23 protein-coding genes are annotated in these 24,233 nt (G+C 56.5%); 13 read left to right on the top strand and 10 right to left on the bottom strand.

Features of this window, described 5'->3' with window-relative positions; all coding sequences use genetic code 11:
• Positions 1 to 158: 158 nt before the first annotated feature.
• From hslO to ACOTY5_RS19810, 4 genes are all read right to left on the bottom strand, one after another.
• The gene (gene hslO, locus ACOTY5_RS19825; protein ID WP_023304550.1) at positions 159 to 1,037 is read right to left on the bottom strand and encodes an Hsp33 family molecular chaperone HslO; all 879 of its coding nucleotides are present in this window, start codon (positions 1,035 to 1,037) and stop codon (positions 159 to 161) included.
• 24 nt (positions 1,038 to 1,061) lie between these two features.
• A complete protein-coding gene (gene hslR, locus ACOTY5_RS19820) occupies positions 1,062 to 1,463 on the bottom strand; it encodes a ribosome-associated heat shock protein Hsp15 (protein ID WP_003861618.1) in 402 nt (133 codons plus the stop codon).
• Positions 1,460 to 2,143, bottom strand: a complete 684-nt coding sequence (gene yrfG, locus ACOTY5_RS19815) for a GMP/IMP nucleotidase (protein WP_062934132.1) — start codon at positions 2,141 to 2,143, stop codon at positions 1,460 to 1,462. The genes hslR and yrfG overlap by 4 nt, the downstream gene beginning before the upstream one ends.
• Positions 2,144 to 2,207: 64 nt before the next feature.
• Entirely contained in the window at positions 2,208 to 4,346 is a 2,139-nt protein-coding gene (locus ACOTY5_RS19810; RefSeq protein ID WP_017384151.1) for an intracellular growth attenuator family protein, read from the bottom strand.
• A gap of 327 nt (positions 4,347 to 4,673) precedes the next feature.
• Here ACOTY5_RS19810 and nudE point away from each other — a divergent pair, with 327 nt between their 5' ends.
• On the top strand, positions 4,674 to 5,234 hold the full coding sequence (nudE, locus tag ACOTY5_RS19805; protein WP_003861622.1) for an ADP compounds hydrolase NudE: 561 nt from the start codon (positions 4,674 to 4,676) through the stop codon (positions 5,232 to 5,234).
• Positions 5,235 to 5,328: 94 nt separating this feature from the next.
• Here nudE and mrcA read toward each other — a convergent pair whose 3' ends face one another.
• The gene (gene mrcA, locus ACOTY5_RS19800) at positions 5,329 to 7,881 is read right to left on the bottom strand and encodes a peptidoglycan glycosyltransferase/peptidoglycan DD-transpeptidase MrcA (protein ID WP_017693864.1); all 2,553 of its coding nucleotides are present in this window, start codon (positions 7,879 to 7,881) and stop codon (positions 5,329 to 5,331) included.
• Between the two features lie 120 nt (positions 7,882 to 8,001).
• Here mrcA and pilM point away from each other — a divergent pair, with 120 nt between their 5' ends.
• From pilM to trpS, 12 genes are all read left to right on the top strand, one after another.
• Positions 8,002 to 8,775, top strand: coding sequence for a pilus assembly protein PilM (gene pilM, locus ACOTY5_RS19795; RefSeq protein WP_017693865.1), 774 nt, complete (start codon positions 8,002 to 8,004; stop codon positions 8,773 to 8,775).
• Positions 8,775 to 9,266, top strand: a complete 492-nt coding sequence (locus ACOTY5_RS19790; RefSeq protein ID WP_017384154.1) for a PilN domain-containing protein — start codon at positions 8,775 to 8,777, stop codon at positions 9,264 to 9,266. The genes pilM and ACOTY5_RS19790 overlap by 1 nt, the downstream gene beginning before the upstream one ends.
• Positions 9,267 to 9,329: 63 nt before the next feature.
• Positions 9,330 to 9,722, top strand: a complete 393-nt coding sequence (locus tag ACOTY5_RS19785) for a DNA utilization protein HofO (RefSeq protein ID WP_227789238.1) — start codon at positions 9,330 to 9,332, stop codon at positions 9,720 to 9,722.
• Positions 9,712 to 10,116 (top strand): HofP DNA utilization family protein, encoded by a 405-nt coding sequence (locus tag ACOTY5_RS19780; RefSeq protein WP_040118180.1) that lies wholly within the window; start codon positions 9,712 to 9,714, stop codon positions 10,114 to 10,116. Before ACOTY5_RS19785 ends, ACOTY5_RS19780 begins: the two co-directional genes overlap by 11 nt.
• Complete coding sequence (gene hofQ, locus ACOTY5_RS19775) at positions 10,028 to 11,266, top strand: DNA uptake porin HofQ (protein WP_032104286.1); 1,239 nt, start codon at positions 10,028 to 10,030, stop codon at positions 11,264 to 11,266. The genes ACOTY5_RS19780 and hofQ overlap by 89 nt, the downstream gene beginning before the upstream one ends.
• Before the next feature lie 286 nt (positions 11,267 to 11,552).
• Positions 11,553 to 12,074: a shikimate kinase AroK gene (gene aroK / locus ACOTY5_RS19770; RefSeq protein ID WP_003861630.1), complete on the top strand. Its 522-nt coding sequence runs from the start codon at positions 11,553 to 11,555 to the stop codon at positions 12,072 to 12,074.
• 57 nt (positions 12,075 to 12,131) lie between these two features.
• Positions 12,132 to 13,220, top strand: coding sequence for a 3-dehydroquinate synthase (aroB, locus tag ACOTY5_RS19765; RefSeq protein ID WP_017693868.1), 1,089 nt, complete (start codon positions 12,132 to 12,134; stop codon positions 13,218 to 13,220).
• 92 nt (positions 13,221 to 13,312) lie between these two features.
• A complete protein-coding gene (gene damX / locus ACOTY5_RS19760; protein ID WP_045142195.1) occupies positions 13,313 to 14,602 on the top strand; it encodes a cell division protein DamX in 1,290 nt (429 codons plus the stop codon).
• A gap of 67 nt (positions 14,603 to 14,669) precedes the next feature.
• Positions 14,670 to 15,482 (top strand): adenine-specific DNA-methyltransferase, encoded by an 813-nt coding sequence (dam, locus tag ACOTY5_RS19755; protein ID WP_015571432.1) that lies wholly within the window; start codon positions 14,670 to 14,672, stop codon positions 15,480 to 15,482.
• A gap of 39 nt (positions 15,483 to 15,521) precedes the next feature.
• Positions 15,522 to 16,199, top strand: a complete 678-nt coding sequence (gene rpe, locus ACOTY5_RS19750; protein ID WP_003861634.1) for a ribulose-phosphate 3-epimerase — start codon at positions 15,522 to 15,524, stop codon at positions 16,197 to 16,199.
• Positions 16,192 to 16,953: a phosphoglycolate phosphatase gene (gene gph / locus ACOTY5_RS19745; protein WP_015571431.1), complete on the top strand. Its 762-nt coding sequence runs from the start codon at positions 16,192 to 16,194 to the stop codon at positions 16,951 to 16,953. Before rpe ends, gph begins: the two co-directional genes overlap by 8 nt.
• Complete coding sequence (trpS, locus tag ACOTY5_RS19740) at positions 16,946 to 17,950, top strand: tryptophan--tRNA ligase (protein ID WP_015571430.1); 1,005 nt, start codon at positions 16,946 to 16,948, stop codon at positions 17,948 to 17,950. Before gph ends, trpS begins: the two co-directional genes overlap by 8 nt.
• 137 nt (positions 17,951 to 18,087) lie before the next feature.
• Here the strand turns inward: trpS and ACOTY5_RS19735 are convergent, their stop codons facing one another.
• From ACOTY5_RS19735 to tsgA, 5 genes are all read right to left on the bottom strand, one after another.
• The gene (locus tag ACOTY5_RS19735) at positions 18,088 to 18,258 is read right to left on the bottom strand and encodes a YhfL family protein (RefSeq protein WP_008503029.1); all 171 of its coding nucleotides are present in this window, start codon (positions 18,256 to 18,258) and stop codon (positions 18,088 to 18,090) included.
• A gap of 142 nt (positions 18,259 to 18,400) precedes the next feature.
• Positions 18,401 to 19,774: a siroheme synthase CysG gene (cysG, locus tag ACOTY5_RS19730; protein WP_040118178.1), complete on the bottom strand. Its 1,374-nt coding sequence runs from the start codon at positions 19,772 to 19,774 to the stop codon at positions 18,401 to 18,403.
• A 134-nt stretch (positions 19,775 to 19,908) separates the two neighbouring features.
• Positions 19,909 to 20,235, bottom strand: coding sequence for a nitrite reductase small subunit NirD (gene nirD / locus ACOTY5_RS19725; protein WP_015571429.1), 327 nt, complete (start codon positions 20,233 to 20,235; stop codon positions 19,909 to 19,911).
• Complete coding sequence (gene nirB, locus ACOTY5_RS19720; RefSeq protein WP_017384160.1) at positions 20,232 to 22,775, bottom strand: nitrite reductase large subunit NirB; 2,544 nt, start codon at positions 22,773 to 22,775, stop codon at positions 20,232 to 20,234. The genes nirD and nirB overlap by 4 nt, the downstream gene beginning before the upstream one ends.
• A gap of 259 nt (positions 22,776 to 23,034) precedes the next feature.
• A complete protein-coding gene (tsgA, locus tag ACOTY5_RS19715; protein ID WP_045142197.1) occupies positions 23,035 to 24,219 on the bottom strand; it encodes an MFS transporter TsgA in 1,185 nt (394 codons plus the stop codon).
• Positions 24,220 to 24,233: the final 14 nt, after the last annotated feature.

Genomic DNA, 24,233 nt, shown 5'->3' with positions numbered 1-24,233 from the left:
AATGTTCTTAAAAGGTTAATCTCTGGTGAATTTATCCAGAAGAATGTGAATGTAATCGCATACATGTAAGAAAATTACGTAAGGGTTACACTGGCAAAACGATTCAGCTTGGGTGGCGTTTTTTACCCCTCACCCCAAAGGAGTGAGGGGAAAGAGGTTTAGTGAACCTGCGGGTCCGCCGGAGAGGCGTTATTGCGGATCTCCGCGATATCCATGGAATTGAACACGTAGTGCGTACCGCAGTAATCACAGTGCATATCGATCTCACCGTCTTCCGCCATGATGCTGTCGATCTCTTCATCCGGCAGCGTTTTCAGGGCGCCAGCACAACGCTCGCGAGAGCAGGTGCACTTAAATTCCACATCCTGCGGATCGTAAACCGTCACTTCTTCTTCGTGGTACAGACGCCACAGCACGTCGGTCGCCGACAGGGTGAACAGCTCTTCCGCTTTGATGGTTTCCGTCAGCGTTGCCAGATGCTCGAAATCATTGGTCTGCGCATCCTGCGCAGGCAGAACCTGAAGCAGCATACCACCGGCAGCAGGCTGACCATCCACTTCACCGGTGCGGATGAACAGGCGGGTTGGCAGCTGTTCGGAACGCATGAAGTAATCTTCCAGGCAGGCGGCAAGCGTGTCGCCTTCCAGACCGACAACGCCCTGATAGCGCTCACCCTCTTCAGGCGAGATCGTGATAACCAGATAGCCATTTCCGACCAGCGTTTTCAGATCCGCATTTTCAGGAATATCGCCCTGAACGCGCGCCACGCCGCGCATCTGCTGCTGGTTATTGCCGTTGATCACCGCCAGCGACATCGGGCCATCACCCTGCAACTGAACGGTAATATCGCCAGCGAACTTCAGCGTGGCGGTCAGCAGGCTGGTGGCAACCAGCAGTTCGCCCAACAGGGTTTTCACCGGCAGCGGGTAGTTGTGGTTTTCCAGAATCTGTTTCCAGGTTTCGGATACGGTGACCAGCTCGCCGCGCACGGCGAATTGTTCAAACAGATAGCGGTGTAATTGGTCGTGTTGGGCCATTTTCATCTCTCGTGCAGGTGAGGGTTACTCGCTCTCACCGTGTTTAAATTTCATCAGATCGCGGCGCTCTTTTTTATCCGGTCGCCGGTCCGGGTGAGGCATGGTCAGCGCATTCATCTTGCGCGCCAGCGCGGTTTTCTCGCGCTTCTCTATGCTTTCGGCCGTCTCTTCATACAGCAAAACGGCTTCGGTTGCGGGCCGCCGCTGCTCGGTAATGGCTTTCACCACCACCGTTTTCTCATCGTTGCCCTGGCGAAGCGTTAGCGTGGCATTCAGTTCAACCAGCTTGCTCGGTTTGCTGCGCTGACCGTTGTAATGCACCTTTCCGCCATCAACCATTTCACGGGCAAGGGCGCGCGTTTTGTAAAAACGGGCGGCCCACAGCCATTTATCCAGTCTTACCCCATCAGAGGGTTTTTCTTTCATGGCGTCTCCTTCACGGTGAGTGAGGGGGTCATCCGGCGATAGTCGTTCAGCCCCGGATGTCGCAGATAGCTTTTTTCAGCCAGGCCGGAATCCGGATTAGTCACGCCCAGACAATAGCGAATGCCAAAAGCGGCCGCAGAATCCAGAATCGGCTCGCTGTCGTCAATAAACAGCGTGCGTTCCGGCTGTAAACCGGTCTCTTCAACCACGGCATGCCACAACCGCTGATCCTCTTTCGGATAACCAAATGTGTGGGTGGAAAGCAATAAATCAAGGTGTGAAGCAAGACCGGTATGTTCCAGCTTCACGGCCAGGTTATGGGGATGCGCATTCGTCAGCAAAATGCGGCGCTTACCGCAGGCTTTCAGCGCATCCAGGAACGGGACCGTATCGTCGCGCAGTACGGCGCGTGCGCCCTGGGCGGTGGTCATGGCACAAATATCCAAACCGAGTCGCTCGCTCCAGTAGTCAAGACAGTACCAGTTTAGCGTATGCTGCACCGCGCTATATTGCGAACGAATGAATTCCTGCGCTTCCGCCGGGGAGATCCCCTGCTGTTCACCGTATGTTTCCGGGACCAGCTTTTGCCAGAAATAGTTATCAAAGGCGAGATCAAGCAGCGTGCCGTCCATATCAAGCAGGACGGTATCGACCGCCTGCCAGTCGATATTAAGATGCATAAGGGGGAACTCCAGCCAGAAGAAACGTGCGCGACAGGGTAGCACAACTTGTCGCGCAGGGACGTTATCCGATCAGGCTCTCGGAAGAGGAGATCAGTTTCGGGTTCAGGCAATTTTCGTAGTAGGCCTGGATTTCTGCCAGCCGCGTGCGGGAACGCTGATAGCGGCGTACGGCCTGATAACCGTTCCAGACAATGCACGCCAGCATTGCAATCAGCAGCAGGGATGTCCCTATATAGCGCCACAGGCCAGCGCTATCCGGCATACGGTGCAGGCCAATATGACGCGTGCCGTTGGCGTCGGTAAAGAGGGTGGTGACGATCCCTTCCGCGCTGAATGGCGTCTGCATCAGCATCTGCGCCAGACGCTGGAATTCGCTCCACTGCTCCTGGGCAGGATAGTCATAGAGCGAAACCTGCGGATAAGGTTGATCCACCAGGTCGCTGCCTTCATCGCTGGCAATCACAAAACCGCCGGGCGCCGGGCTGTTAAGCGCCTGGGCAGCACGGGTGGTTTCACGCATCACGAAGGGGGCGGTAGAGGTCGCCACCAGGTTATCCAGCGACTCGGCGCTGACCGGACGCAGAAGCACGTTCACACCGTCCAGGCGTCCCGCTTCGGCGCGTTTCACCAGCGCGTCCCAGTCTTTGCTGTTGCCGAGGTTGACCAGCGCGTTCTTGAGCCGGATACAGTCATCCTGGGCGGAACAGAGATCCTCTGTTTTCAGGACGATTTCGCCAAAGTCATCCAGCAGTACCATGCCCGACTTCTGAATAGCCGAACGCAGGGCAGGGCTGACGCGAGAATCATCATCCGGTTTTGGATGGAGCTGGCGATTAATCGTCTGGGTGAGCGCAGTGGCCTTGTTGACCACATCCGATTCCGGCAGCGGCAGCGGAGAGGCGTCATTCCAGATGATCTGAGAGCAGTCGAACGGCGCGAACGGCGAGTTCTGGCGCGTGTTCCAGGCGCCCGGCGTGTGGATATTACACATCCCGGTGCCTTTGAGGCGCAACGTATCTCCCACGCGTACACCCGCTTCTTCGAGCTGCTGTACGCTGGTGGCTTCCACAGTTTGCGCCCCTTTGATCCACGACAGGGTAAATTTAATCGGCATATCCAGCGGCACGAAGAGCAGCAGCATGACGAAGATTAACGCGGCGCCACCGGCAATCACCGCGCTGCGGAGCCAGTGCTGAAGCGGGAAGTTTTTCACTTCGTCGTGCAGGGATAAGTAGCGCCCCTGGCGTACAACGTGGCGGTCGAGATAGATATCAATATCCGTTTTGTGGCCAAGGTCCTGCGCAATCCACGGCTGCCAGTGGCGCGGATAGATAAGATCGATGATCCCGAGCGAGATATTGTTGATATGTTCCTGATCGTTCTCACCGAACAGTCCCCAGCGTTTTGGGGTTCCGCGCAGGCAGTGAATTTCGCGTAATGACGTTTTTGCCGGCGGAGCAAATATGCCCCACAGCCCGGCGGCCAGAAGCAGTACTGCACCACCCGCGAGCCACGGAACAAACACGTCCGGCGTCAGCAGGCAGATGAAAAAGAGCAGGAACGAGGCGACAATCAACACCGCTTCGCGAATGCCATCCGGGCGGCTCAGGACGTACTCTTCATGCGTCTCCTGGCGGATGTTCAGCAGTTCGATCTGCTCAGTCTCTTCACCGCGAATAGAGGCCTGCGTTCCGCTTGCGCGTTCCAGCGCAAAGCGTGGCGCTTCCTGAACATATTCGCTCAGCGTATGACCATTGAGGGAGATAACCAGCGGCAGCGTATCGGTATGGATGAGCTCGACGCTGTTTTCGTCGTTAATATACTGCTCCCAGAAGGGAGGCAGGTGCACTTCAACAGAGTCGAGATAGTAACGCCACTTGTTGGGATCGTCGGTTGTAATGCCGTAGCGGGTAATGGAGCGCGTCACGCACAGAACGGTGTCGCTTTGGGCGTTAAGGTTGAGCGATACGGGGGCGGCGCTGGCACCGGTAGGGCCAGGCGAAAGCCGGGATCGGTTCAGCGTGTCGAGATACTGCTCAACGGTGCTGCGTTCCTCTGGCGAAAGCTTGCGCGTGTTTGCCCCGGCGAACGCGTTCAAAAAGGGCAGCCGATAACGGCGATGTACGCGGCGCCTGAATACCCACACCGCAATCGACGCGCAGGCCAGCACAGCAGCGAGAAAAATCAAAATGGTGCTCATGCTTTCCCCATCTTACTTATCTTCTTACAGGTGTTGTCAGTCGCACCTTTTGTACAATGAATGAGATTCTGTGGTCGGCTATCGGCAAGTATGGAGTCTAACTTGAGCATGTTGACGCGCATCCCAGTGACCGGTAATGATAACAAAGCCTGTTCCGGCGCGATATCAGCAAATTCCTGGAAACATTTCAACCTCTTGACATTTGTTTTGAAATGAGAATCGCCTACAGTTACGTTGCATAAATGTAAATAAAGAGCAATTGACATTGCCGAAACCGTGCGGCGTATCGCACAATAAAGCCAGTTCACCCAGCAAAGACCCGTCAAGATGACCAAACCCTTACAAAAGCCCACCATTCTGAATGTTGAAACCGTCGCGAAATCGCGTCTGTTTAATGTCGAAAGCGTGGATCTGGAGTTCAGCAACGGTGTGCGTCGTGTTTATGAGCGTATGCGCCCCTCCTCGCGTGAAGCGGTGATGATTGTGCCCATCGTCGACGAGCACCTGATCCTCATTCGTGAATACGCCGTGGGCACAGAATCCTACGAGCTGGGCTTCTCCAAAGGACTGATCGACCCGGGTGAAACGGTGTTTGAAGCGGCAAACCGGGAGCTGAAAGAAGAGGTCGGTTTTGGCGCGAAAGAGCTGACGTTCCTGAAAAAGCTGAGCATGGCACCGTCCTATTTCTCCAGCAAAATGAACATCGTTGTCGCGGAAGATCTCTATCCTGAATCGCTGGAAGGAGACGAGCCGGAACCGCTACCGCAGGTTCGCTGGCCGCTGGCTCATCTGATGGATTTGCTGGAAGATCCTGACTTTAACGAGGCGCGCAACGTGAGCGCACTGTTCCTGGTGCGGGAGTGGCTGAAGGGACAGGGACGTTTGTAGCGCCACCATTAAAAACGGCAACCGAAGGTTGCCGTTTTGCATTGACGTTGTAGGCCGGGTCAGGCGTAGTCGCCACCCGGCTTTTTTATTGGCGTCAGAACAGCTCGTGCGTTTCGCCGTTATCAATCAATTCCGTACCCACCTCATGCACTGCCTGCGTGGTTGGCTGAGTGCCCTCGATGAAATACTCGGCACGGCTGTTACCGCCATTCGCGAGCTGTCCGGTACTGCGGTCGATATTCACCGTCACCACGCCCGGCGGAGGCGTTAGCGGCTGCTCTGGTACGCCCTCGAGAACGGCCTTCATGTATGCATCCCAGGCAGGTTGCGCACTCTTCGCGCCGCCTTCGTAACCGGAAATCTGATCTTTAATCGCGCCAGAGGCGGTCGTGCGCCCCAGATCGCGGCGGTGATCGTCAAAACCAATCCAGACGGAGGTGACAACCCCCGGGCCATAACCTGAGAACCAGGCATCTTTTGAACTGTTGGTTGTCCCGGTTTTGCCGCCGATGTCGTGGCGCTGCAAATCGCGGCCCGCTCGCCAGCCGGTGCCTTGCCAGCCCGGTTCACCAAAGATGTTGGTGTTCAGTGCGCTCTTAATCAGGAACGACAGCGGCGTGCTGATCACGTGCGGGGCATACTCCTGCGCGCCACTCTGGGCGACCAGCGCCTGATTGGCCTGTTCCAGCTGAGGCTGCGGCACCGCCAGATTCTGACGTTCCTGAGAGATCGCCACATCTTCCATATCCTTGTTTTCCAGGACATTGGATTTTGGCGTGTCGCCGTAAATCACCGGAATATCGCATTCAGGGCAGGCAATTTTCGGTTTCGCTTCAAATAGTACGCCGCCCTGATCGTTCTCGATTTTGCTGATGAAATACGGATCGACCAGGAAGCCGCCGTTCGCCATCACCGAGTAGCCACGCGCAACCTGGAGCGGCGTAAAGGACGCGGAGCCGAGCGCCAGAGATTCAGTATGAACGATGTTTTGCGCCGGGAAGCCAAAGCGTTGCAGATACTCTGCCGCATAATCCACGCCCATCGCACGCATCGCGCGAACCATGACCACGTTCTTCGACTGGCCAAGGCCCTGGCGCAGACGGATAGGGCCAGCGTATTGCGCCGGAGAGTTCTTCGGCTGCCAGTCAGAGCCCGCACCGGCATCCCAGCGGGAAATTGGCACGTCGTTGAGAATGCTGGCGAGAGTCAGCCCCTTATCCATCGCCGCGGTATACAGGAACGGTTTGATGTTCGAACCAACCTGACGCAGCGCCTGGGTCGCGCGGTTAAATTTGCTCTGGTTGAAATCGAACCCGCCAACCAGCGCCATCACGGCGCCGTTCTGCGGATTGATGGAGACCAGCGCAGAGTTTACGTCCGGCACCTGCGCCAGCCACCAGGCATCGCCGACCTGACGCACCCAGATTTGTTGTCCGGTTTGTACGACATCGGTCACTTTACGTGGCGTAGGCCCCTGAAGGGTGTCAGAACGGTATGGACGCGCCCAGCGGACACCCTCCATGCGCAGCGAAACGGATGTGCCATCGGCCATCATCGCCACTGCTTCCTGTGGATCGGCCTGGGTGACGACCGCCGGACGCAGCGGGCCATAGGTCGGCAGCGCTTTCAGGGAATCCGTGATTTTTTTACTGTCCCATGCGCCTTCACCCACTTTCCACAGCACGTTGGACGGGCCGCGATAGCCGTGACGCATATCGTAATCCATCACGTTATTACGCACCGCCTGCTGGGCAGCCTGCTGCACCTTGCGGGTCACGGTGGTATAGACGCGATAACCATCTTCATACGCTTTATCACCGTAGCGACTCACCATCTCCTGGCGAACCATTTCAGTGAGATACGGTGCAGAGAAAGCAATTTCCGGCGCATGGTAATTGGCGTCAATAACGTCGCTGCGCGCCTTATCGTACTCAGACTGGCTGATATAGCCTTCGCTCAACATACGCGACAGCACCACGTTACGGCGCGCGGTGGCGCGGTCCAGCGAGTAGAGCGGGTTAAACGTGGATGGCGCTTTTGGCAGGCCGGCAATGGTCGCCATTTCGCTCAGCGTGAGCTGATCGATCGGCTTACCAAAATAGACCTGAGCCGCAGCCCCTACGCCATAGGCGCGGTAGCCCAGATAGATCTTGTTGAGGTAAAGCTCAAGGATCTCGTCTTTGCTCAGCAGTTGCTCAATGCGGATCGCGAGGAACACCTCTTTGATCTTACGCATCAGCGTCTTTTCCGGGCTGAGGAAGAAGTTACGCGCCAGCTGCTGGGTAATGGTACTTGCCCCCTGAGAGGCATGACCGGAGAACAGCGCCACGCTTGCCGCACGGAAAATACCGACCGGATCGACACCGTGGTGCTCGTAAAAACGGCTGTCCTCGGTGGCGATAAAAGCCTTCACCATCACGGGTGGAATTTGATTTAAGGTCAGAGGGATACGACGTTTCTCGCCGTATTGCGCCATCAGTTCACCATCGGCGCTATAGACCTGCATAGGGATCTGAAGCCGCACATCACGAAGCGTGGCGACATCAGGGAGTTGCGGCTCGACATATTTGTACAAACCAATAATCGAGCCTGCTCCCAGCAGAATGCAACAGACTGCAAGGATCAATAAATACTTTACGAACTTCACCGGAGATTTCCCATTTGGTTTAGCCTGGGCAGTTTCTAAACAATCGCGCGGTAGTATAAAGGCAAGCCTGATTCATTGATATAGCCGTCACTCCGACGGGCGATAAGGAGATCGTGAAGCATGGCTTTTAAAACGTGGCAAACAGGCGTTCATATTCAACAGGATAAGGTGGTTGCGGTAGCGCTGACCAGAGAGCGGGCCGGATGGCGTTTACGGCGCTGGTGGGCGGTGCCGCTGTCGGACGGCGTTATCGGGGAAGGCAAAATACTTAAGCCAGAACAGCTGGTTAACGCATTACGTGGCTGGCGGAAAACATTGCCGCACTCGCATCGGGTATTTCTCTCATTTCCGGCGACGCGCGTTCTGCAACGCGCGTTGCCTCGTCCATCCGTTACCTTGCGTGACAGCGAACAGCTCACCTGGGTAGGCGCCGCATTAGCGCGTGAGCTGGAGATGCCCGCCGATACGCTCTGCTTTGACTACGCGCATGATACGTTCAGCAACACTTTTCAGGTTACCGCAGCGCAAAACAGAGAGGTCGATACCCTGTTGACGCTGGCGAACGCGCTGCGTTTGCGTCTGGCAGCAATCGCCCCGGATGCCGGCGCGCTGGCTAATCTTCTCTCTGCTGTTGCCCCCGCCCGGTGCGTCGCCTGGAGAGATCAACACCAGTGGCTATGGGCGATGCGTCACCAGTGGGGGCGGCGCTACACCACAGAAGCGGCGACGGTGAATGAACTGGCGGCGCTGCTTGCGCTTTCTCCTTCTGATATCGCCGTGTTTGATGCTGCCCGCGATCCCTGGGAAGCGGTGACGCTGTGCCAGCCGCCGCTGCCGGAATGCGGTGCTGATTACACCGTCGCCCTGGCGCTGGCCATGAGCGAGGCGCCGTAATGAGCATGCCCAATCTTTTACCCTGGCGTCGGCAGCAACGTAATCAGCGCCTGCGTTTCTGGGGGCTGCTGTTTGCTGGCTCATGGCTGGTGATGCTGGCGGGGAGTATCAGCCTGCGGGCGACGCAGACTCTCGCATTGCAGGCGTTGCAGAGCGAACTGGCGGGGACACGTGCGGTACAGAAAGTATTGAGAGCCCGTCAGCCGCAGTCAGCGGGGCAGAAAACCCCTTCGCTGCCGTTTGATCCGGCCTGGCAACCTGCGCTGGAGTCCCTTGCCAGCGCAATGCCCCGGCAGGCGTGGCTAACGGCGCTGCGTTATCAGCCACCCTCGCTGACCCTGACCGGCTATACCACCTCACTGCCAGCGCTCACCGCCATGACCGATGCCCTGAAAAGGGTGACGGGATTTAACCCCGGACCGGCAGGCGAAATGCAACAGGATAGCCAGGGGCGATGGATGTTCTCTTTTCAACTGCATAGCCGGAGGTAGCCCGTGGGTATCTGGTATCAACGCTGGACTGATGCACGTCCTTCCCGGCGCGTCCTTTGCTGGTTGATCGCATCGGGGCTTGTTGCGTGGGCAATTTGGGGACTGCTGCTCAGGCCCGCAGCTCTGCGCTACACCGATATTCAGGCGCAGGCCATCAGTGCGAAGCGAATCAACGCCTCGCTGTGGCCAGAGGCCGGACGGCGAGCAGTGGTTACGCAAGTGACGCCCTCGCAGCCCTTTTCTCCCCTGGCTTTTCAGCGTGAGGACGCAAGGCTGGTGTACTGGAAGCCGCAGCAGAGTGGGGGAGAGCTGGCGCTGGATGCCTCCTGGGGCGCGGTTCCGGCGCTCTTTTCCCGGCTGGCGCTTGAGAACGCGCGGGTGAGTGCGTTTTCCATCACCCCACAGGGCAAACAGTTACGCCTCAGCCTGCAACTGGAGATCGGTCATGCGCAGTAAAGCCCGTTTGCTGATCCTGCTTTCTCCGCTTTTCCTGACCGGGATGCGGGATCCCTTCTCTGTACCGGAAGAGCGTTGCGCAGCCGGGCAACTCAGCCAGTGGCGGTATCAGGGGGTAGTCAGCGGCAGCAGGGATATCGGCCTTATGCAGGACGGGCAGAAACGCTGGCACCGGGTAAAAACGCAGATGCTGTTACCGACAGGCTGGCAGGTGAGCGCGATAGATAACCAACAACTGACCGTTGATGTCGGCGACATGTGCGAGCCGAAGCGATGGACATGGCAACGAGAAGGAACGAAAAAAAGTGAAGATAAGGATAGGGCTGTTACTGGCGGCACTCAGCCAGCCCCTGTGGGCCGCGACGCCAAAACCGGTCACCCTGCTGGTGGATGATGTTCCGGTGGTGCAGATATTACAGGCGCTGGTAGCGCAGGAGGATCGCAATCTGGTGGTGTCGCCGGATGTCAGCGGTTCGCTTTCGCTGAATTTAACGCGGGTGCCCTGGAGGCAGGCGCTTCAGACGGTCGTGAACAGCGCCGGGCTGGTATTGCGGGAAGAGGGCGGCATTTTTTATGTGCATACGGCGGCCTGGCAACGGGAGCAACAGACGCGTAAAGAGCAGGAGCGGGCCCAGCGTCTGCTTGACGCCCCACTGCACTCTCACAGCATTCCGTTTGCTTATGCGGATGCGGCCGAATTGCAAAAAGCGGCGGAAAAGCTCTTAAGCCCGAAAGGCAGTCTCTCCGTCGACAAGCGCACCAACCGTTTCCTGGTCAGGGATAACCAGACGGTGGTGGATATGCTCCAGCGCTGGGCTGTGCAGATGGATCTGCCCGTCGAGCAGGTGGAACTGGCGGCGCAGATTGTGACCATCAGTGAAAAAAGCCTGCGTGAACTGGGGGTGAAATGGAACCTCGCTGACGCAACGGAGGCCGGTAAGGTGGGTCAGGTCACGACGCTGGGGGCGGACCTGTCGGTGGCCAGTGCAACCACTCACGCAGGGTTTAACATCGGGCGCATCAACGGCAGGATGCTGGATCTTGAGTTGTCGGCGCTTGAGCAAAAGCAGCAGGTGGATATCATCGCCAGCCCGCGGCTGCTGGCGTCGCACATGCAGCCGGCCAGCATCAAGCAGGGCAGCGAAATTCCGTATCAGGTTTCCAGCGGCGAGAGCGGGGCGACATCCGTTGAATTTAAAGAGGCGGTATTAGGCATGGAGGTCACGCCGGTGGTCCTGCCGGGTGGTCGCGTGCGCCTGAAACTGCATATCAGTGAAAATATGCCCGGCCAGGTGCTGCAACAGGCAGACGGCGAAACGCTGGCGATCGATAAGCAGGAGATCGAAACGCAGGTAGAGGTAAAAAGTGGGGAAACGCTCGCGCTGGGCGGGATCTTTTCGCAAAAGAATAAAACCGGACGCGACAGCGTGCCCGTGCTGGGCAACATTCCGTGGCTGGGTCAGCTGTTCCGCCATGACGGAAAAGATAACGAACGGCGCGAGTTAGTGGTGTTTATCACGCCACGTCTGGTCAGTATTCATTAATGGGTAACGATCCCCGCAATGATTTTGCATTCAGTTTGTTGCAGATGTTTGACGTGGGGCATGAATTAGCATACAAGGAGTACCGATTTGAGTTGGACTTACGTCTTATTTCCTTATGCGCCGGGAACGGTGATTTAATCAGTTGCCAAACAAGCCGGAGTATTGAGATAATTTTTCGTCTGACTCTCGCTCTATTGCAAATGAGGTTTCAGTTCATGTCCTGCTACGCCGGGTGTCTGCGCAGCGGGGATTACCATTAACGAATAGTCTTAGTAGTACCGAAAAAATGGCAGAGAAACGCAATATCTTTCTGGTTGGGCCTATGGGTGCCGGCAAAAGCACTATTGGGCGTCAGTTAGCTCAACAACTCAATATGGAATTTTACGATTCTGATCAAGAGATTGAGAAACGAACCGGAGCGGATGTGGGCTGGGTCTTCGACGTAGAAGGCGAAGAAGGTTTCCGTGACCGAGAAGAAAAAGTGATCAACGAACTCACGGAAAAACAGGGCATTGTGCTGGCAACTGGCGGCGGCTCTGTAAAATCTCGCGAAACCCGCAACCGTCTCTCCGCCCGTGGCGTAGTGGTCTATCTTGAGACGACCATCGAAAAACAGCTGGCACGCACGCAGCGTGATAAAAAGCGCCCGTTGTTGCAGGTTGAAACACCGCCACGTGAAGTTCTGGAAGCTTTGGCCGATGAACGCAATCCTCTGTACGAAGAGATTGCTGATGTGACCATTCGTACTGACGATCAAAGCGCTAAAGTGGTTGCAAACCAGATTATTCATATGCTGGAAAGCAACTGATTCTGGCTTTATATACACTCGCCTGCGGGTAAAAGCATTTAAGGTGGATGTCGCGTCATGGAGAGGATTACAGTTACTCTCGGGGAACGTAGTTACCCTATCACCATCGCGGCTGGTTTGTTTAACGACCCAGCTTCCTTCTTACCACTGAAAGCGGGTGATCAGGCGATGCTGGTCACCAACGAGACGCTGGCTCCGCTTTATCTCGACCGTGTACGTCAGCTGCTTGAGCAGGCGGGCGTGAAGGTCGACAGTGTGATTCTGCCCGATGGCGAGCAGTACAAAAGCCTGACGGTACTGGATACCGTCTTTACCGCACTTCTGCAAAAACCGCACGGTCGTGATACAACACTGCTTGCCCTGGGCGGCGGCGTTGTGGGCGATCTGACCGGTTTTGCAGCCGCCAGCTATCAGCGCGGCGTGCGCTTTATTCAAATTCCAACCACGTTGCTCTCACAGGTCGATTCTTCTGTGGGCGGTAAAACGGCGGTTAACCATCCGCTCGGCAAAAACATGATTGGCGCGTTCTACCAGCCTGCCTCGGTGGTGGTGGATCTCGACTGTCTGAAAACCTTGCCAGCGCGCGAACTGGCGTCCGGCCTTGCAGAAGTGATCAAATACGGCATTATTCTTGACGGGGAATTCTTCACCTGGCTGGAAGAGAATATGGATGCGCTGCTGCGCCTCGACGGGCAGGCAATGGCCTACTGTATTCGCCGTTGTTGTGAGCTGAAAGCAGAAGTCGTTGCCGCAGATGAGCGTGAAACCGGCTTACGTGCTTTACTGAATCTGGGGCATACGTTTGGTCATGCGATCGAAGCCGAAATGGGCTACGGTAACTGGCTTCACGGTGAAGCTGTCGCTGCCGGAATGGTTATGGCGGCGCGAGCCTCTGAACGTCTGGGGCAGTTCAGGCCGGAAGAGACAGCACGTATCATCGCGTTGCTTAAACGTGCTGGCTTGCCGGTGAGTGGTCCGCAGGAAATGTCTGCGCAGGCGTACCTTCCCCACATGATGCGCGATAAAAAAGTATTGGCAGGTGAGATGCGTCTGGTACTCCCGCTTGCAATAGGGAAAAGTGAAGTGCGCGGCGGAGTGCCGCACGAAGTCGTACTTGGCGCTATTGCTGATTGTCAGCAGGCGTAACAACTAGAAAGGTCAGACCGCTGTAACAGGTGGTCGTTTTAGCTTCAGGTAAATGCAGAGTCGTTGGCAGAAGCCTTTGAGTGGGGTGTTAAATGGATGAATTCAAACCAGAAGACGAGCTGAAACCCGATCCCAGCGATCGTCGTACTGGTCGTTCTCGTCAATCTTCAGAACGTGATAACGAGCCGCAGATCAATTTTGACGATGTCGAACTGGATGCAGACGATCGTCGCCCTTCGCGTAGCCGTAACGCGCGAAATGAGCGAGAAGACGAGGAGTATGAATCCGAAGAAGAGTTAATGGATGAACAGCCTGTTGAACGTCGTCCGCGCAAACGTAAAAAAGCGGTAGCGGCAAAACCGGCCTCCCGTCAGTACATCATGATGGGCCTTGGCGTTCTGGTGCTGGTCTTGCTGATTGTCGGCATTGGGTCCGCGCTAAAAGCACCTTCTACCAATTCTACCGAGCAGACGGCGTCTGCCGAGAAGAGCATCGACCTGTCTGGTAACGATGCGAGCAACCAGGCGAATGGCGCTCAGCCTGCGCCGGGCACCACTTCCGCAGAGCAGACCGCAGGTAACACCAGCGCTGGCCAGGATATCTCTCTGCCGCCTGTCTCTGCGACCCCGACTCAGGGCCAGGCGCCTGCGACGCCTGAAGGTCAGCAGCGTGTTGAAGTTCAGGGCGATCTGAACAATGCGCTGATGCAGTCGCAGAATCAGGAGCAGGTTAACGCTGCCGTGGTGAACTCCACGCTGCCAACTGAACCAGCCACCGTTGCGCCAGTTCATGGCAGCAATGCCCAGCAGCAAACGGCGACAACGGAAACCAAACCGCGCCAGACGCAGACTGCGCCACGCCAGGAGCGTAAGCAGGCTGTGATTGAGCCGAAGCGTGAGACGAAACCGCAAACCGTGGCAAAAGCGCCAGAAACGAAAGCGCCAGCGCAGACCAAACCTGCAGTGACCCAGCCGGTTAAAGCGCCAACGCCTGCGGCAACCACTGCACCGAAAGCAACGGCGACCACAACCGCGCCTGCTGCAACAACACCTGCGGCTCCCGCAGCCAAAACGGGCGCTGCATCAGGTAAAACGACGGGCAACGTGGGTTCTTTGCAGTCGGCCTCTTCCAGCAACTACACCCTTCAGCTGAGCAGTTCGTCTAACTATGACAACCTCAACGCCTGGGCGAAGAAATCGAATCTGAAAAACTACGTGGTTTATCAGACGACCCGTAACGGTCAACCGTGGTATGTGCTGGTGAGTGGTATTTATGCTTCCAAAGATGAAGCAAAACGTGCCGTTTCCACGCTGCCAGCCGACGTGCAGGCGAAAAACCCGTGGGCGAAGCCGATTCATCAGGTGCAGGCCGATCTGAAGTAATGTTTAAAGCGCAGGATGCTGTCGGAGCTTTCTCCACAGCCGGAGAAGGTGTAATCAGTTAGTCAGCATGAAAAAAAATCGCGCTTTTCTGAAATGGGCAGGGGGGAAATACCCCCTGCTCGACGATATTAAAAAGCACCTGCCGAAAGGCGAGTGTCTTATCGAGCCCTTTGTGGGTGCTGGATCGGTGTTCCTGAATACCGATTTTTCTCGTTATATCCTGGCGGATATCAACAGCGACCTTATCAGCCTCTATAACATCGTCAAACTGCGTACCGATGAGTATGTGGAAGAGGCGCGGAAGCTGTTTACGCCAGAGAACAACAACCCGGACGTCTACTATCAGTTCCGCGCTGAGTTTAATCAAAGCCAGGATCCGTTCCGTCGCGCGCTGTTGTTTCTTTATCTCAACCGCCATGGTTACAACGGTCTGTGCCGGTATAATCTGCGTGGCGAGTTTAACGTGCCGTTTGGCCGCTATAAGCGTCCCTATTTCCCACAGGACGAACTGTATCACTTTGCTGAAAAAGCGCAGAATGCCGAGTTCTACTGTCTCTCCTATGAAGAGTGCATGGATCTGGCGGGCGTAAACTCGGTGGTCTACTGCGACCCGCCTTACGCGCCGCTGTCTGCCACGGCAAATTTCACCGCCTACCACACCAATAGCTTCAGCCCGGCCGAGCAGGCTCGTCTGGCTGAGATGGCGGAAAAGCTGGTCAGCAAAAGAATTCCGGTGTTAATTTCGAATCACGACACGCCTGATACGCGCGAATGGTACAAAGCCGCGAAGCATTTTCAGGTAAAAGTGCGGCGTAGCATTAGCAGCAACGGCGGCACACGTAAAAAGGTGGACGAACTTCTGGCGCTTTATCGACCCTGAGCCTTTGCCCGCCGGTAAACACATTTCAAGGAGATGCGGATGAAACAGTTTTTGATTGCCCCCTCAATTCTGTCGGCCGATTTTGCCCGCCTGGGTGAAGACACTGCCAAAGCTCTCGCGGCTGGCGCGGATGTCGTCCATTTCGACGTTATGGATAACCACTACGTTCCCAACCTGACCATCGGTCCGATGGTGCTTAAAGCACTGCGTAACTACGGGATCACCGCGCCCATTGACGTGCATCTGATGGTGAAACCGGTTGACCGCATCGTGCCTGATTTCGCCGCGGCGGGTGCCAGCATCATCACTTTCCACCCGGAAGCCTCCGAACACGTTGACCGCACGCTACAGCTGATCAAAGAGAACGGCTGTAAGGCGGGACTGGTCTTTAACCCGGCGACCCCGCTGAGCTATCTCGACTACGTGATGGACAAGCTGGACGTGATCCTGCTGATGTCCGTCAACCCAGGCTTTGGTGGTCAGTCATTTATCCCTCAGACCCTCGACAAACTGCGTGAAGTGCGCCGCCGTATTGATGAGTCTGGCTATGATATTCGTCTGGAAGTGGACGGCGGCGTGAAGGTCAATAATATCGGTGAGATTGCGGCGGCAGGGGCGGATATGTTCGTTGCAGGCTCCGCCATCTTCGATCAACCGGATTACAAAAAAGTCATTGATGAAATGCGCCGTGAACTGGCGAAGGTAAGTCATGGATAAATTGCAGGCTATTCGGGGTGTAGCATTTGACCTCGACGGCACGCTGGTCGACAGCGCGCCAGGATTAACCCGCGCCGTCGATCAGGCGCTGTATGCCCTTGAACTCCCCGTTGCAGGCGAAGAGCGCGTGGTGACGTGGATTGGTAACGGTGCAGACGTGCTGATGGAGCGCGCGCTGTCCTGGGCTCGTCAGGAGCGTGCCTCTCAGCGTTCCGCGCAAGGTAAACCGAGTGTTGACCACGCGGATATTCCCCAGGATGAGCAGCAGCGTATTCTGCGCAAACTGTTCGACCGTTTCTACGAAGAGACCGTCGAAGAGGGTAGCTTCCTGTTCCCGGATGTCGCTGAAACGCTGAGTGCGCTACATGCCAAAGGCATCCCGCTGGGACTGGTGACTAACAAGCCGACACCGTTCGTTGCGCCTCTGCTGGAAGCGCTGGATATCGCGAAATACTTCTCCGTAATTGTGGGCGGCGATGACGTGCAGAATAAAAAGCCGCATCCGGAACCGCTATTGCTGGTGGCAGGAAAATTATCCTTAGCGCCTGCGGAGCTGCTCTTTGTCGGGGATTCCCGCAATGATATTCTGGCTGCCAGAGCGGCAGGTTGCCCGTCGGTTGGGTTGACCTACGGCTACAACTACGGTGAAGCCATTACGCTGAGTGAGCCGGACGTTGTGTTCGACCACTTCAAAGATTTGTTGCCCGCACTCGGGCTCTCGCACAGTGAACATCAGGAATTGAATAATGACTAAGCCCATCGTTTTTAGTGGCGCACAGCCTTCAGGTGAACTGACCATTGGTAACTACATGGGTGCGTTACGTCAGTGGGTGAGCATGCAGGATGACTACCACTGCATTTACTGCATCGTGGATTTGCATGCTATCACCGCGCGTCAGGATCCCGAGAAGCTGCGCAAAGCAACACTTGATACGCTGGCGCTGTACCTGGCGTGCGGTATCGATCCAGAGAAGAGCACCATTTTCGTTCAGTCTCACGTGCCAGAGCACGCGCAGCTGGGCTGGGCGCTGAACTGCTACACCTATTTCGGCGAGCTGAGCCGCATGACCCAGTTCAAGGATAAGTCTGCCCGCTACTCTGAAAACATCAACGCCGGTCTGTTTGACTATCCGGTGCTGATGGCGGCCGACATTCTGCTGTACCAGACCAACCAGGTGCCGGTGGGTGAAGACCAGAAGCAGCACCTGGAGCTGAGCCGCGATATTGCCCAGCGCTTCAATGCGCTTTACGGTGACGTGTTCAAAGTGCCTGAGCCGTTTATTCCGAAATCCGGCGCGCGCGTGATGTCGCTGCTGGAGCCGACCAAAAAGATGTCCAAGTCTGACGATAACCGCAACAACGTTATCGGCCTGCTGGAAGATCCGAAATCGGTGGTGAAAAAGCTCAAGCGTGCGGTGACCGACTCCGACGAGCCGCCAGTGGTGCGCTACGACGTGCAGAACAAAGCGGGCGTGTCTAACCTGCTGGACATTCTCTCCGGTGTGACCGGACAGAGCATCCCTGAGCTGGAAAAACACTTTGAAGGCAAGATGTACGGCCACCTGAAAGGCGAAGTGGCAGACGCCGTTTCCGGCATGCTGACCGAGTTGCAGGAGCGCTATCACCGTTACCGTAACGACGAAGCTTTCCTGCAAAAAGTGATGAAAGAGGGCGCGGAAAAAGCCAGCGCGCGCGCCTCCGAAACTCTGAAAGCGGTGTACGACGCGATTGGGTTTGTGGCGAAACCTTAAGCCGCTTTGTCGGGTGGCGCTTACGCTTACCCGGCCTACGGGACCGTGCAGGTCGGGTAAGGCGGAGCCGCCACCCGACAAAACTGACGAAACAAAAAAACCGGGACATCCCCGGTTTTTTTACGCCTGAAAAACGCTTACTGCTGTGCCGCCGGGCCGCAACCGCCGATGATCTTCGAAATGGAGATCGCCGGGTGAAGCAGGTAATCGTAGCTGCAATTATTTTTAGTATTTTGAACGTGACCGGTGCAGGCCGTCAGAGTTGATAACAGGCCGACCAGAACGGCAGCTTTTGCCAGTTTGAACATACGCATTCCTTGTCAATAAATCGAAAATTGGATGTAACACGAGGGAATAAATGGAAAAGTTCCATTATGCGGGCGGTATGTTATCGACTGAGGTAAGAAGGGAGTAGTCCGCTTAAAGACTACTCCCGGGAGAGATTATGCGTTAGTGGCTGGAGAACCAGTTCAGTTTTTCGCGCAGGGCTACCACGCGACCCACCACGATCAGCGCCGGGCTTTCAACCTGCTGCGCCAGCTCGCCCAGCTGCGTCAGCACGCCATCGACCACGCGCTGCGTAATGGCGGTGCCGTTTTCCACCAGCGCGACCGGCATATCTGCTTCCATGCCGTGCTCCAGCAGTTTCGCCTGGATCGTGGCTGCCTGATTTAGCCCCATATAGAACACCAGCGTCTGCTTTTCAGCGGCCAGATTATGCCAGTCCAGTTCGCTGCCGGTTTTCAGGTGGCCCGTCACCAGGCGCACGCTCTGGGCATAGTCGCGATGGGTTAACGGAATGCCGGAATAGGCAGAACAGCCGGACGCCGCCGTAATGCCCGGCACCACGGAGAACGGAATACCCGCGTTGCACAGGGTTTCCAGCTCTTCGCCGCCACGACCAAAGATAAACGGATCGCCACCCTTCAGGCGCACCACGCGCTTTCCTTTTTGCGCTTCCCGCAGCAGGATCTGATTGATCTCCTCCTGCGGCACGCAGTGATAACCTGCCCGTTTGCCGACGAACACGCGGTCAGCATCGCGGCGCACCAGATTCATGATGTCATCAGAGACCAGACGGTCATACACCACGATGTCCGCCTGCTGGATCTGCTGGAGACCCTTCAGCGTCAGCAGGCCCGCATCGCCGGGACCTGCGCCCACCAGCACCACTTCACCGCGATGGTCCAGCGGCTCGCTCAGGAGCTGTTCGGTCGTCTCTTCAACGGCTTTGGTGTCCTGATTGGCAAGGGACTGCGCCAGCCTGTCGTTGACAAAGAACTTCTCCCAGAAGCGACGGCGTTCGCCCACGGTTGCGAAGGTTTGCTTCACGCGGGAGCGCAGCTCCCCGGCGTATTGGGCAATCTGACCAAGATGCTGCGGCAGCACGGCTTCCAGTTTTTCCCGCAGCAGACGGGCAAGAACGGGCGAGCGCCCGCCGGACGACACCGCAATCATCAGCGGTGAACGGTCAATAATCGACGGCATGATAAAGCTCGCCTCTTTCGGCGCATCCACAACGTTACAGAAGATGCGGCGCGCTTCGCAGGCGTCGCTGACGCGCTGGTTAACGTCATCGTTATCCGTTGCGGCGATGGTCAGCCAGCAGGTATCCAGCAGGGATTCATCAAATTCGCCCTGCACCTGGGTGAGCATCCCTTCCTGCGCCCAGACGTCAAACTGTGGGGCAAAGGTGAGGGCGTTGACGGTCAGCCGGGCACCCGCCTCTAACAGCAGGCGTGCCTTGCGTTCAGCCACATCGCCGCCGCCCACGAGCAGGCAGTCGCGGTTGCGTAATTGACAAAAAATCGGCAGGTGATCCACGACGTTACCTCACAGCATTCATGGCGGGGGAAGAATTGACGTCAGGATAACAGCAGGAATCGTACAGAACATACGGTTTTTCCTGCCGTTACCCATAAGGGGTCATAAGCCTTTCCTATTGAAAAGGCGAGGGGTTACGCTTTCAGCTGCACCTCGCCGTCCTTCACGCGGACGTCGTAGTGTTTGACCGAGAAGCTTTCATCTTCCATGCAGAGTCCGTCGGTTAAGCGGAAGCGCTGCTTTTTCAGCGGGCTGGCAACCCACAGCTCGCCCTGGTGCTCCGCAATCAGACCGCGGGAGAGCACGCTGGCCTCGAAGAACGGGTCGATATTGCTGATGGCATAGACCTGTTCATCGTGGCGAGGGCGGAAAATCGCCACCTGCTCGTTGCCCAGCAGGGCACAGACGCCGGTTGCTGGCAGAATGTCGTTAATATTGCAGATGTTTACCCACTGGCTCATGCGTTTTCCTCCACCAGCATCACCGGAATACGTTCATACGGGGTCGCTGGACGATGCTGTTCGCGCTCCGGCACCACCTGCACGTTCGGGTCGCGCTGGGTGCTGTTGATAAAGTGTTTGAAGCGCGTCTGCGCTGCTGGCGTGTTCACGGTTTCGGTCCACTCGCAGATCACCGCCTCGCGCAGGCGAGTCATCTCGGATTCCAGCTGTTCATTCAGACCCAGCTTGTCGTCGATAATGACCGACTTCAGGTAGTCGATGCCGCCTTCGAGATTATCCAGCCAGGACGCGGTACGGGTCAGCTTATCGGCGGTACGAATGTAGAACATCATGAAGCGGTCGAGGTATTTGATCAGCGTATCGCGATCGAGATCGGCGGCCAGCAGATCCGCGTGGCGAGGTTTCATCCCGCCGTTACCGCACACGTACAGGTTCCAGCCTTTCTCCGTGGCAATGATACCCACATCTTTCCCCTGTGCTTCCGCACATTCACGGGTACACCCTGAGACGCCGAACTTCATTTTGTGCGGCGTACGGATGCCTTTGTAGCGGTTTTCCAGCTCTACGCCGAAGCCCACGCTGTCGCCCACGCCGTAGCGGCACCAGGTGCTGCCCACGCAGGTTTTCGCCATGCGCAGCGCCTTGGCGTACGCGTGACCGGTTTCAAAGCCCGCTTCAATCAGCTGACGCCAGATTTCCGGCAGGTCATCTTTCTGCGCACCGAACAGGCCGATACGCTGGGAGCCGGTGATTTTGGTGTACAGGTTAAACTCACGGGCGATACGGCCCACGGCGACCAGCCCTTCCGGGGTAATCTCCCCTCCGGCAGAACGCGGGATCACCGAGTAAGTCCCGTCTTTCTGAATATTGGCCAGGAAGTTATCGTTGGTGTCCTGAAGCGGAGTGTGTTCTGGTTTGAGCACATATTCGTTCCAGCAGGACGCCAGCAGGGAACCGACGGTAGGCTTACATACTTCACAGCCATAGCCCTGGCCGTGTTTCTCCAGCAGTTCGTCGAAGGACTTAATGCCTTCCACGCGGATCAGGTGATACAGCTCCTGGCGAGAGTAAGCGAAGTGCTCGCACAGGTTGTTGTTCACTTCAATGCCCTGTTTTGCCAGCTCGGCGTTCAGCACCTGAGTGACCAGAGGAATACAGCCGCCGCAGCCGGTCCCGGCTTTGGTTTCCGCCTTCAGCGCCGCAACGGTGTGGCAGCCTTTGTTAATGGCGGAGATCAGCATGCCTTTGGTCACGTCGAAGCAGGAGCAAATCTGCGCGCTGTCCGGCAGTTTATCCACGCCGATGGATGGCTTACCGCTGGAGGCGTGCGCCGGGAGGATTAGCGCGTCCGGGTTCTCCGGCAGCTCAATGGCGTTCAGCACCAGCTGGAGCAGGTTACCGAAGTCGCTGGTATCACCCACCAGCACCGCCCCGAGCAGGGTTTTGTTGTCCTGGCTGACGATGAGACGTTTGTAGACTTCTTTGCTTTCGTCCAGATAAACATAGCTGCGGGAGTTCGGGGTGCGGCCATGCGCATCACCAATACCGCCCACGTCCACGCCCAGCAGCTTCAGCTTGGCGCTCATGTCTGCGCCGGTGAAGGCGTTTTCGCTGCCGAGGATATGGTCAACGGCGACCTGCGCCATTTTGTACCCTGGTGCAACCAGACCGTATACGCGGTTATTCCAGCTGGCGCATTCGCCGATGGCGTAGATATCCGGATCGGAGGTCTGGCAGGTATCGTTGATCATGATCCCGCCGCGCTGCGCAACGGCCAGACCGCACTGGGTGGCCAGCTTATCGCGCGGGCGAATACCGGTGGAGAAGACGATGAAATCCACTTCCAGCTCGCTGCCGTCTGCAAAGCGCATGGTTTTACGCGCTTCGGTGCCTTCCTGCACGATCTCTTTGGTGTTCTTGCTGGTGTGAACCTTCACGCCCATGCTTTCGATTTTACGGCGTAGCTGGTCGCCACCCATATGGTCCAGCTGTTCCGCCATCAGCATCGGGGCAAATTCGATGACGTGGGTTTCAACGCCGAGGTTTTTCAGCGCGCCTGCCGCTTCCAGACCCAGCAGACCACCGCCGACAACCGCGCCGCGTTTGCTTCGACGTGCGCAGGATTCAATGGCGTTGAGGTCTTCAATGGTACGGTAAACGAAGCAATCCTGGGTTTCCGACCCTTTAATAGGCGGGATCCACGGATACGAGCCCGTCGCCATGATCAGCTTATCGTAAAAAACCGTACGTCCGGCGCTGGAGTGGATCACTTTCTCCTGACGGTTGATGGTGATAGCGCGTTCGCCCACCAGCACTTTTACGCCATGCTTCTCGTAGAACCCTTCACGCACCAGAGAGAGCTCTTCGGCGGTATGGTGAGAGAAGTAGGAAGACAAGTGCACACGGTCGTACGCCTTGCGGGGTTCTTCACAGAACACGGTAATATCGAACTGCTCAGCATCGGCTTTATCGAGAAGATCCTCAATAAAGCGGTGGCCGACCATGCCGTTACCGATGATAGCGAGTCTGACTTTGCTCATTTTTGCCTCGATTTCTTTTCTATTACTGCCTACCTTAACGATTCAGCAGGGGCACTTATTGATGCAAATCAAATACGCCTTCACCTACCCCTTAGTGGGTATATCTATGATTTGTCAGGATTTTTATAAGTGACGGATATTGTTTGATTTTTGTGCTTGCTCGTTTTTCGCACAAATTTAGTGGGGTTTTTACCCATCGGCGGGAAGGGCGGGTGAGCAGGGGAAAACCCCTTTGCAGTACGCAAAGGGGTTACGGCGATTAGTGGGTAGCTGTTGCCGGGTTGTGTTGACGGTGACGGGTCACAAAGCCCAGCACGAAGCACATGATGAATACCACTGCATACAGACCGTTAGCGGTATGCAGCGCCGCCAGCGGGCCGCTGTGCGCAACAATCGGGCCCGTGACCACGAAGGTCAGCATGGTGCCGATGGTGCCGCAGGTCAGCACGAAGTTCACCAGCTTTGGCGAGGCCACTTTGGTCTGAAGAGAGCCAAGGGTGATGATCGAGGTATAAATCGCGCTGGAGAAGAAGCCCAGGGTCAGGATGAACCACGGCATATGCTCCGGGGAACCGTTGATGAACAGATACATCAGCACGGTTGCCAGACCCGCCAGAACGGTCAGGATCCGTTGCAGGTCGAAGAAGCGCAGGATAAAGCTAAACGCCCACATGCCGAACATGTAAGACATCCAGAAATCGCTCACCAGTTTACCCGCGTCGTTCAGGCTCATGCCCAGACCTTTCGCGTATTCAGGAACCCAGGAGATAAAGCCCAGCTGGCCGAGGATGTAACACAGCGCGGCGATGGAGAGGAACAGTACGCCGATACCCCATTTTTCTTTCGCAACCGGCTCGGACGTAGTCTGCGCTTTTTTGCCCAGCACCGGGAACTCGCAGCCGAAGGTGAGAACAAAGATCGCGACATAAACCAGACCAATGCAGGCGTACACCCAGTACCACTCAATGCTGCGCGCCAGAAGATACGCGGCGACCATCGGGAAAATCATCCCGGCCATGCTGAAGAAGGAGTCGGTGAACAGCAGACGCGCGCCGCGCTGGCGGCCTTCATACATATGCGTAATCAGGAATGTACCGATCGACATGGTGATCCCGCTCACCAGACCCAGCACGAACATGGCGGCAGAGAAGAGGGCGATGCTGTGGCTCAGCATCAGGCCCGACACGGCGGCAACCATCAGCACGAAGCCGAAACGCAGCTGCGTTTTCAGCGGCACGATTTCCATCAGCCAGGCATTAAGGAAAATAGAGATCAGGATCCCCGCGTTCAGGAAGGTGAAGGTATTACTCATGCTGGAAACGGGCAGCTGGAAGTAGTCTGCGATATTTCCCATCACCATCCCGGTGACGATCACCAACGCGCCGGTCAGGGCGTAAGAGAAGAAGCTGATCCATGTGAGCTTGATGCGATTGCTGTTAGTCATGTCTGGCCTGTTAA

Source organism: Enterobacter cloacae complex sp. SHL018 (assembly GCF_049237905.1).
Lineage (GTDB): Bacteria > Pseudomonadota > Gammaproteobacteria > Enterobacterales > Enterobacteriaceae > Enterobacter > Enterobacter hormaechei_C.
Note: the sequence above shows the minus strand (reverse complement) of the source record. Positions and strands in the feature narration are given on the sequence as shown.

Bases quoted from the DNA above. Each gene is read 5' to 3' on its own strand.
- hslO (WP_023304550.1), bottom strand. From the start codon at position 1,037: ATGGCCCAACACGACCAATTACACCGCTATCTGTTTGAACAATTCGCC.
- hslR (WP_003861618.1), bottom strand. From the start codon at position 1,463: ATGAAAGAAAAACCCTCTGATGGGGTAAGACTGGATAAATGGCTGTGG.
- yrfG (WP_062934132.1), bottom strand. From the start codon at position 2,143: ATGCATCTTAATATCGACTGGCAGGCGGTCGATACCGTCCTGCTTGAT.
- ACOTY5_RS19810 (WP_017384151.1), bottom strand. From the start codon at position 4,346: ATGAGCACCATTTTGATTTTTCTCGCTGCTGTGCTGGCCTGCGCGTCG.
- nudE (WP_003861622.1), top strand. From the start codon at position 4,674: ATGACCAAACCCTTACAAAAGCCCACCATTCTGAATGTTGAAACCGTC.
- pilM (WP_017693865.1), top strand. From the start codon at position 8,002: ATGGCTTTTAAAACGTGGCAAACAGGCGTTCATATTCAACAGGATAAG.
- ACOTY5_RS19790 (WP_017384154.1), top strand. From the start codon at position 8,775: ATGAGCATGCCCAATCTTTTACCCTGGCGTCGGCAGCAACGTAATCAG.
- ACOTY5_RS19780 (WP_040118180.1), top strand. From the start codon at position 9,712: ATGCGCAGTAAAGCCCGTTTGCTGATCCTGCTTTCTCCGCTTTTCCTG.
- aroK (WP_003861630.1), top strand. From the start codon at position 11,553: ATGGCAGAGAAACGCAATATCTTTCTGGTTGGGCCTATGGGTGCCGGC.
- aroB (WP_017693868.1), top strand. From the start codon at position 12,132: ATGGAGAGGATTACAGTTACTCTCGGGGAACGTAGTTACCCTATCACC.
- damX (WP_045142195.1), top strand. From the start codon at position 13,313: ATGGATGAATTCAAACCAGAAGACGAGCTGAAACCCGATCCCAGCGAT.
- dam (WP_015571432.1), top strand. From the start codon at position 14,670: ATGAAAAAAAATCGCGCTTTTCTGAAATGGGCAGGGGGGAAATACCCC.
- rpe (WP_003861634.1), top strand. From the start codon at position 15,522: ATGAAACAGTTTTTGATTGCCCCCTCAATTCTGTCGGCCGATTTTGCC.
- gph (WP_015571431.1), top strand. From the start codon at position 16,192: ATGGATAAATTGCAGGCTATTCGGGGTGTAGCATTTGACCTCGACGGC.
- trpS (WP_015571430.1), top strand. From the start codon at position 16,946: ATGACTAAGCCCATCGTTTTTAGTGGCGCACAGCCTTCAGGTGAACTG.
- ACOTY5_RS19735 (WP_008503029.1), bottom strand. From the start codon at position 18,258: ATGTTCAAACTGGCAAAAGCTGCCGTTCTGGTCGGCCTGTTATCAACT.
- nirD (WP_015571429.1), bottom strand. From the start codon at position 20,235: ATGAGCCAGTGGGTAAACATCTGCAATATTAACGACATTCTGCCAGCA.
- nirB (WP_017384160.1), bottom strand. From the start codon at position 22,775: ATGAGCAAAGTCAGACTCGCTATCATCGGTAACGGCATGGTCGGCCAC.
- tsgA (WP_045142197.1), bottom strand. From the start codon at position 24,219: ATGACTAACAGCAATCGCATCAAGCTCACATGGATCAGCTTCTTCTCT.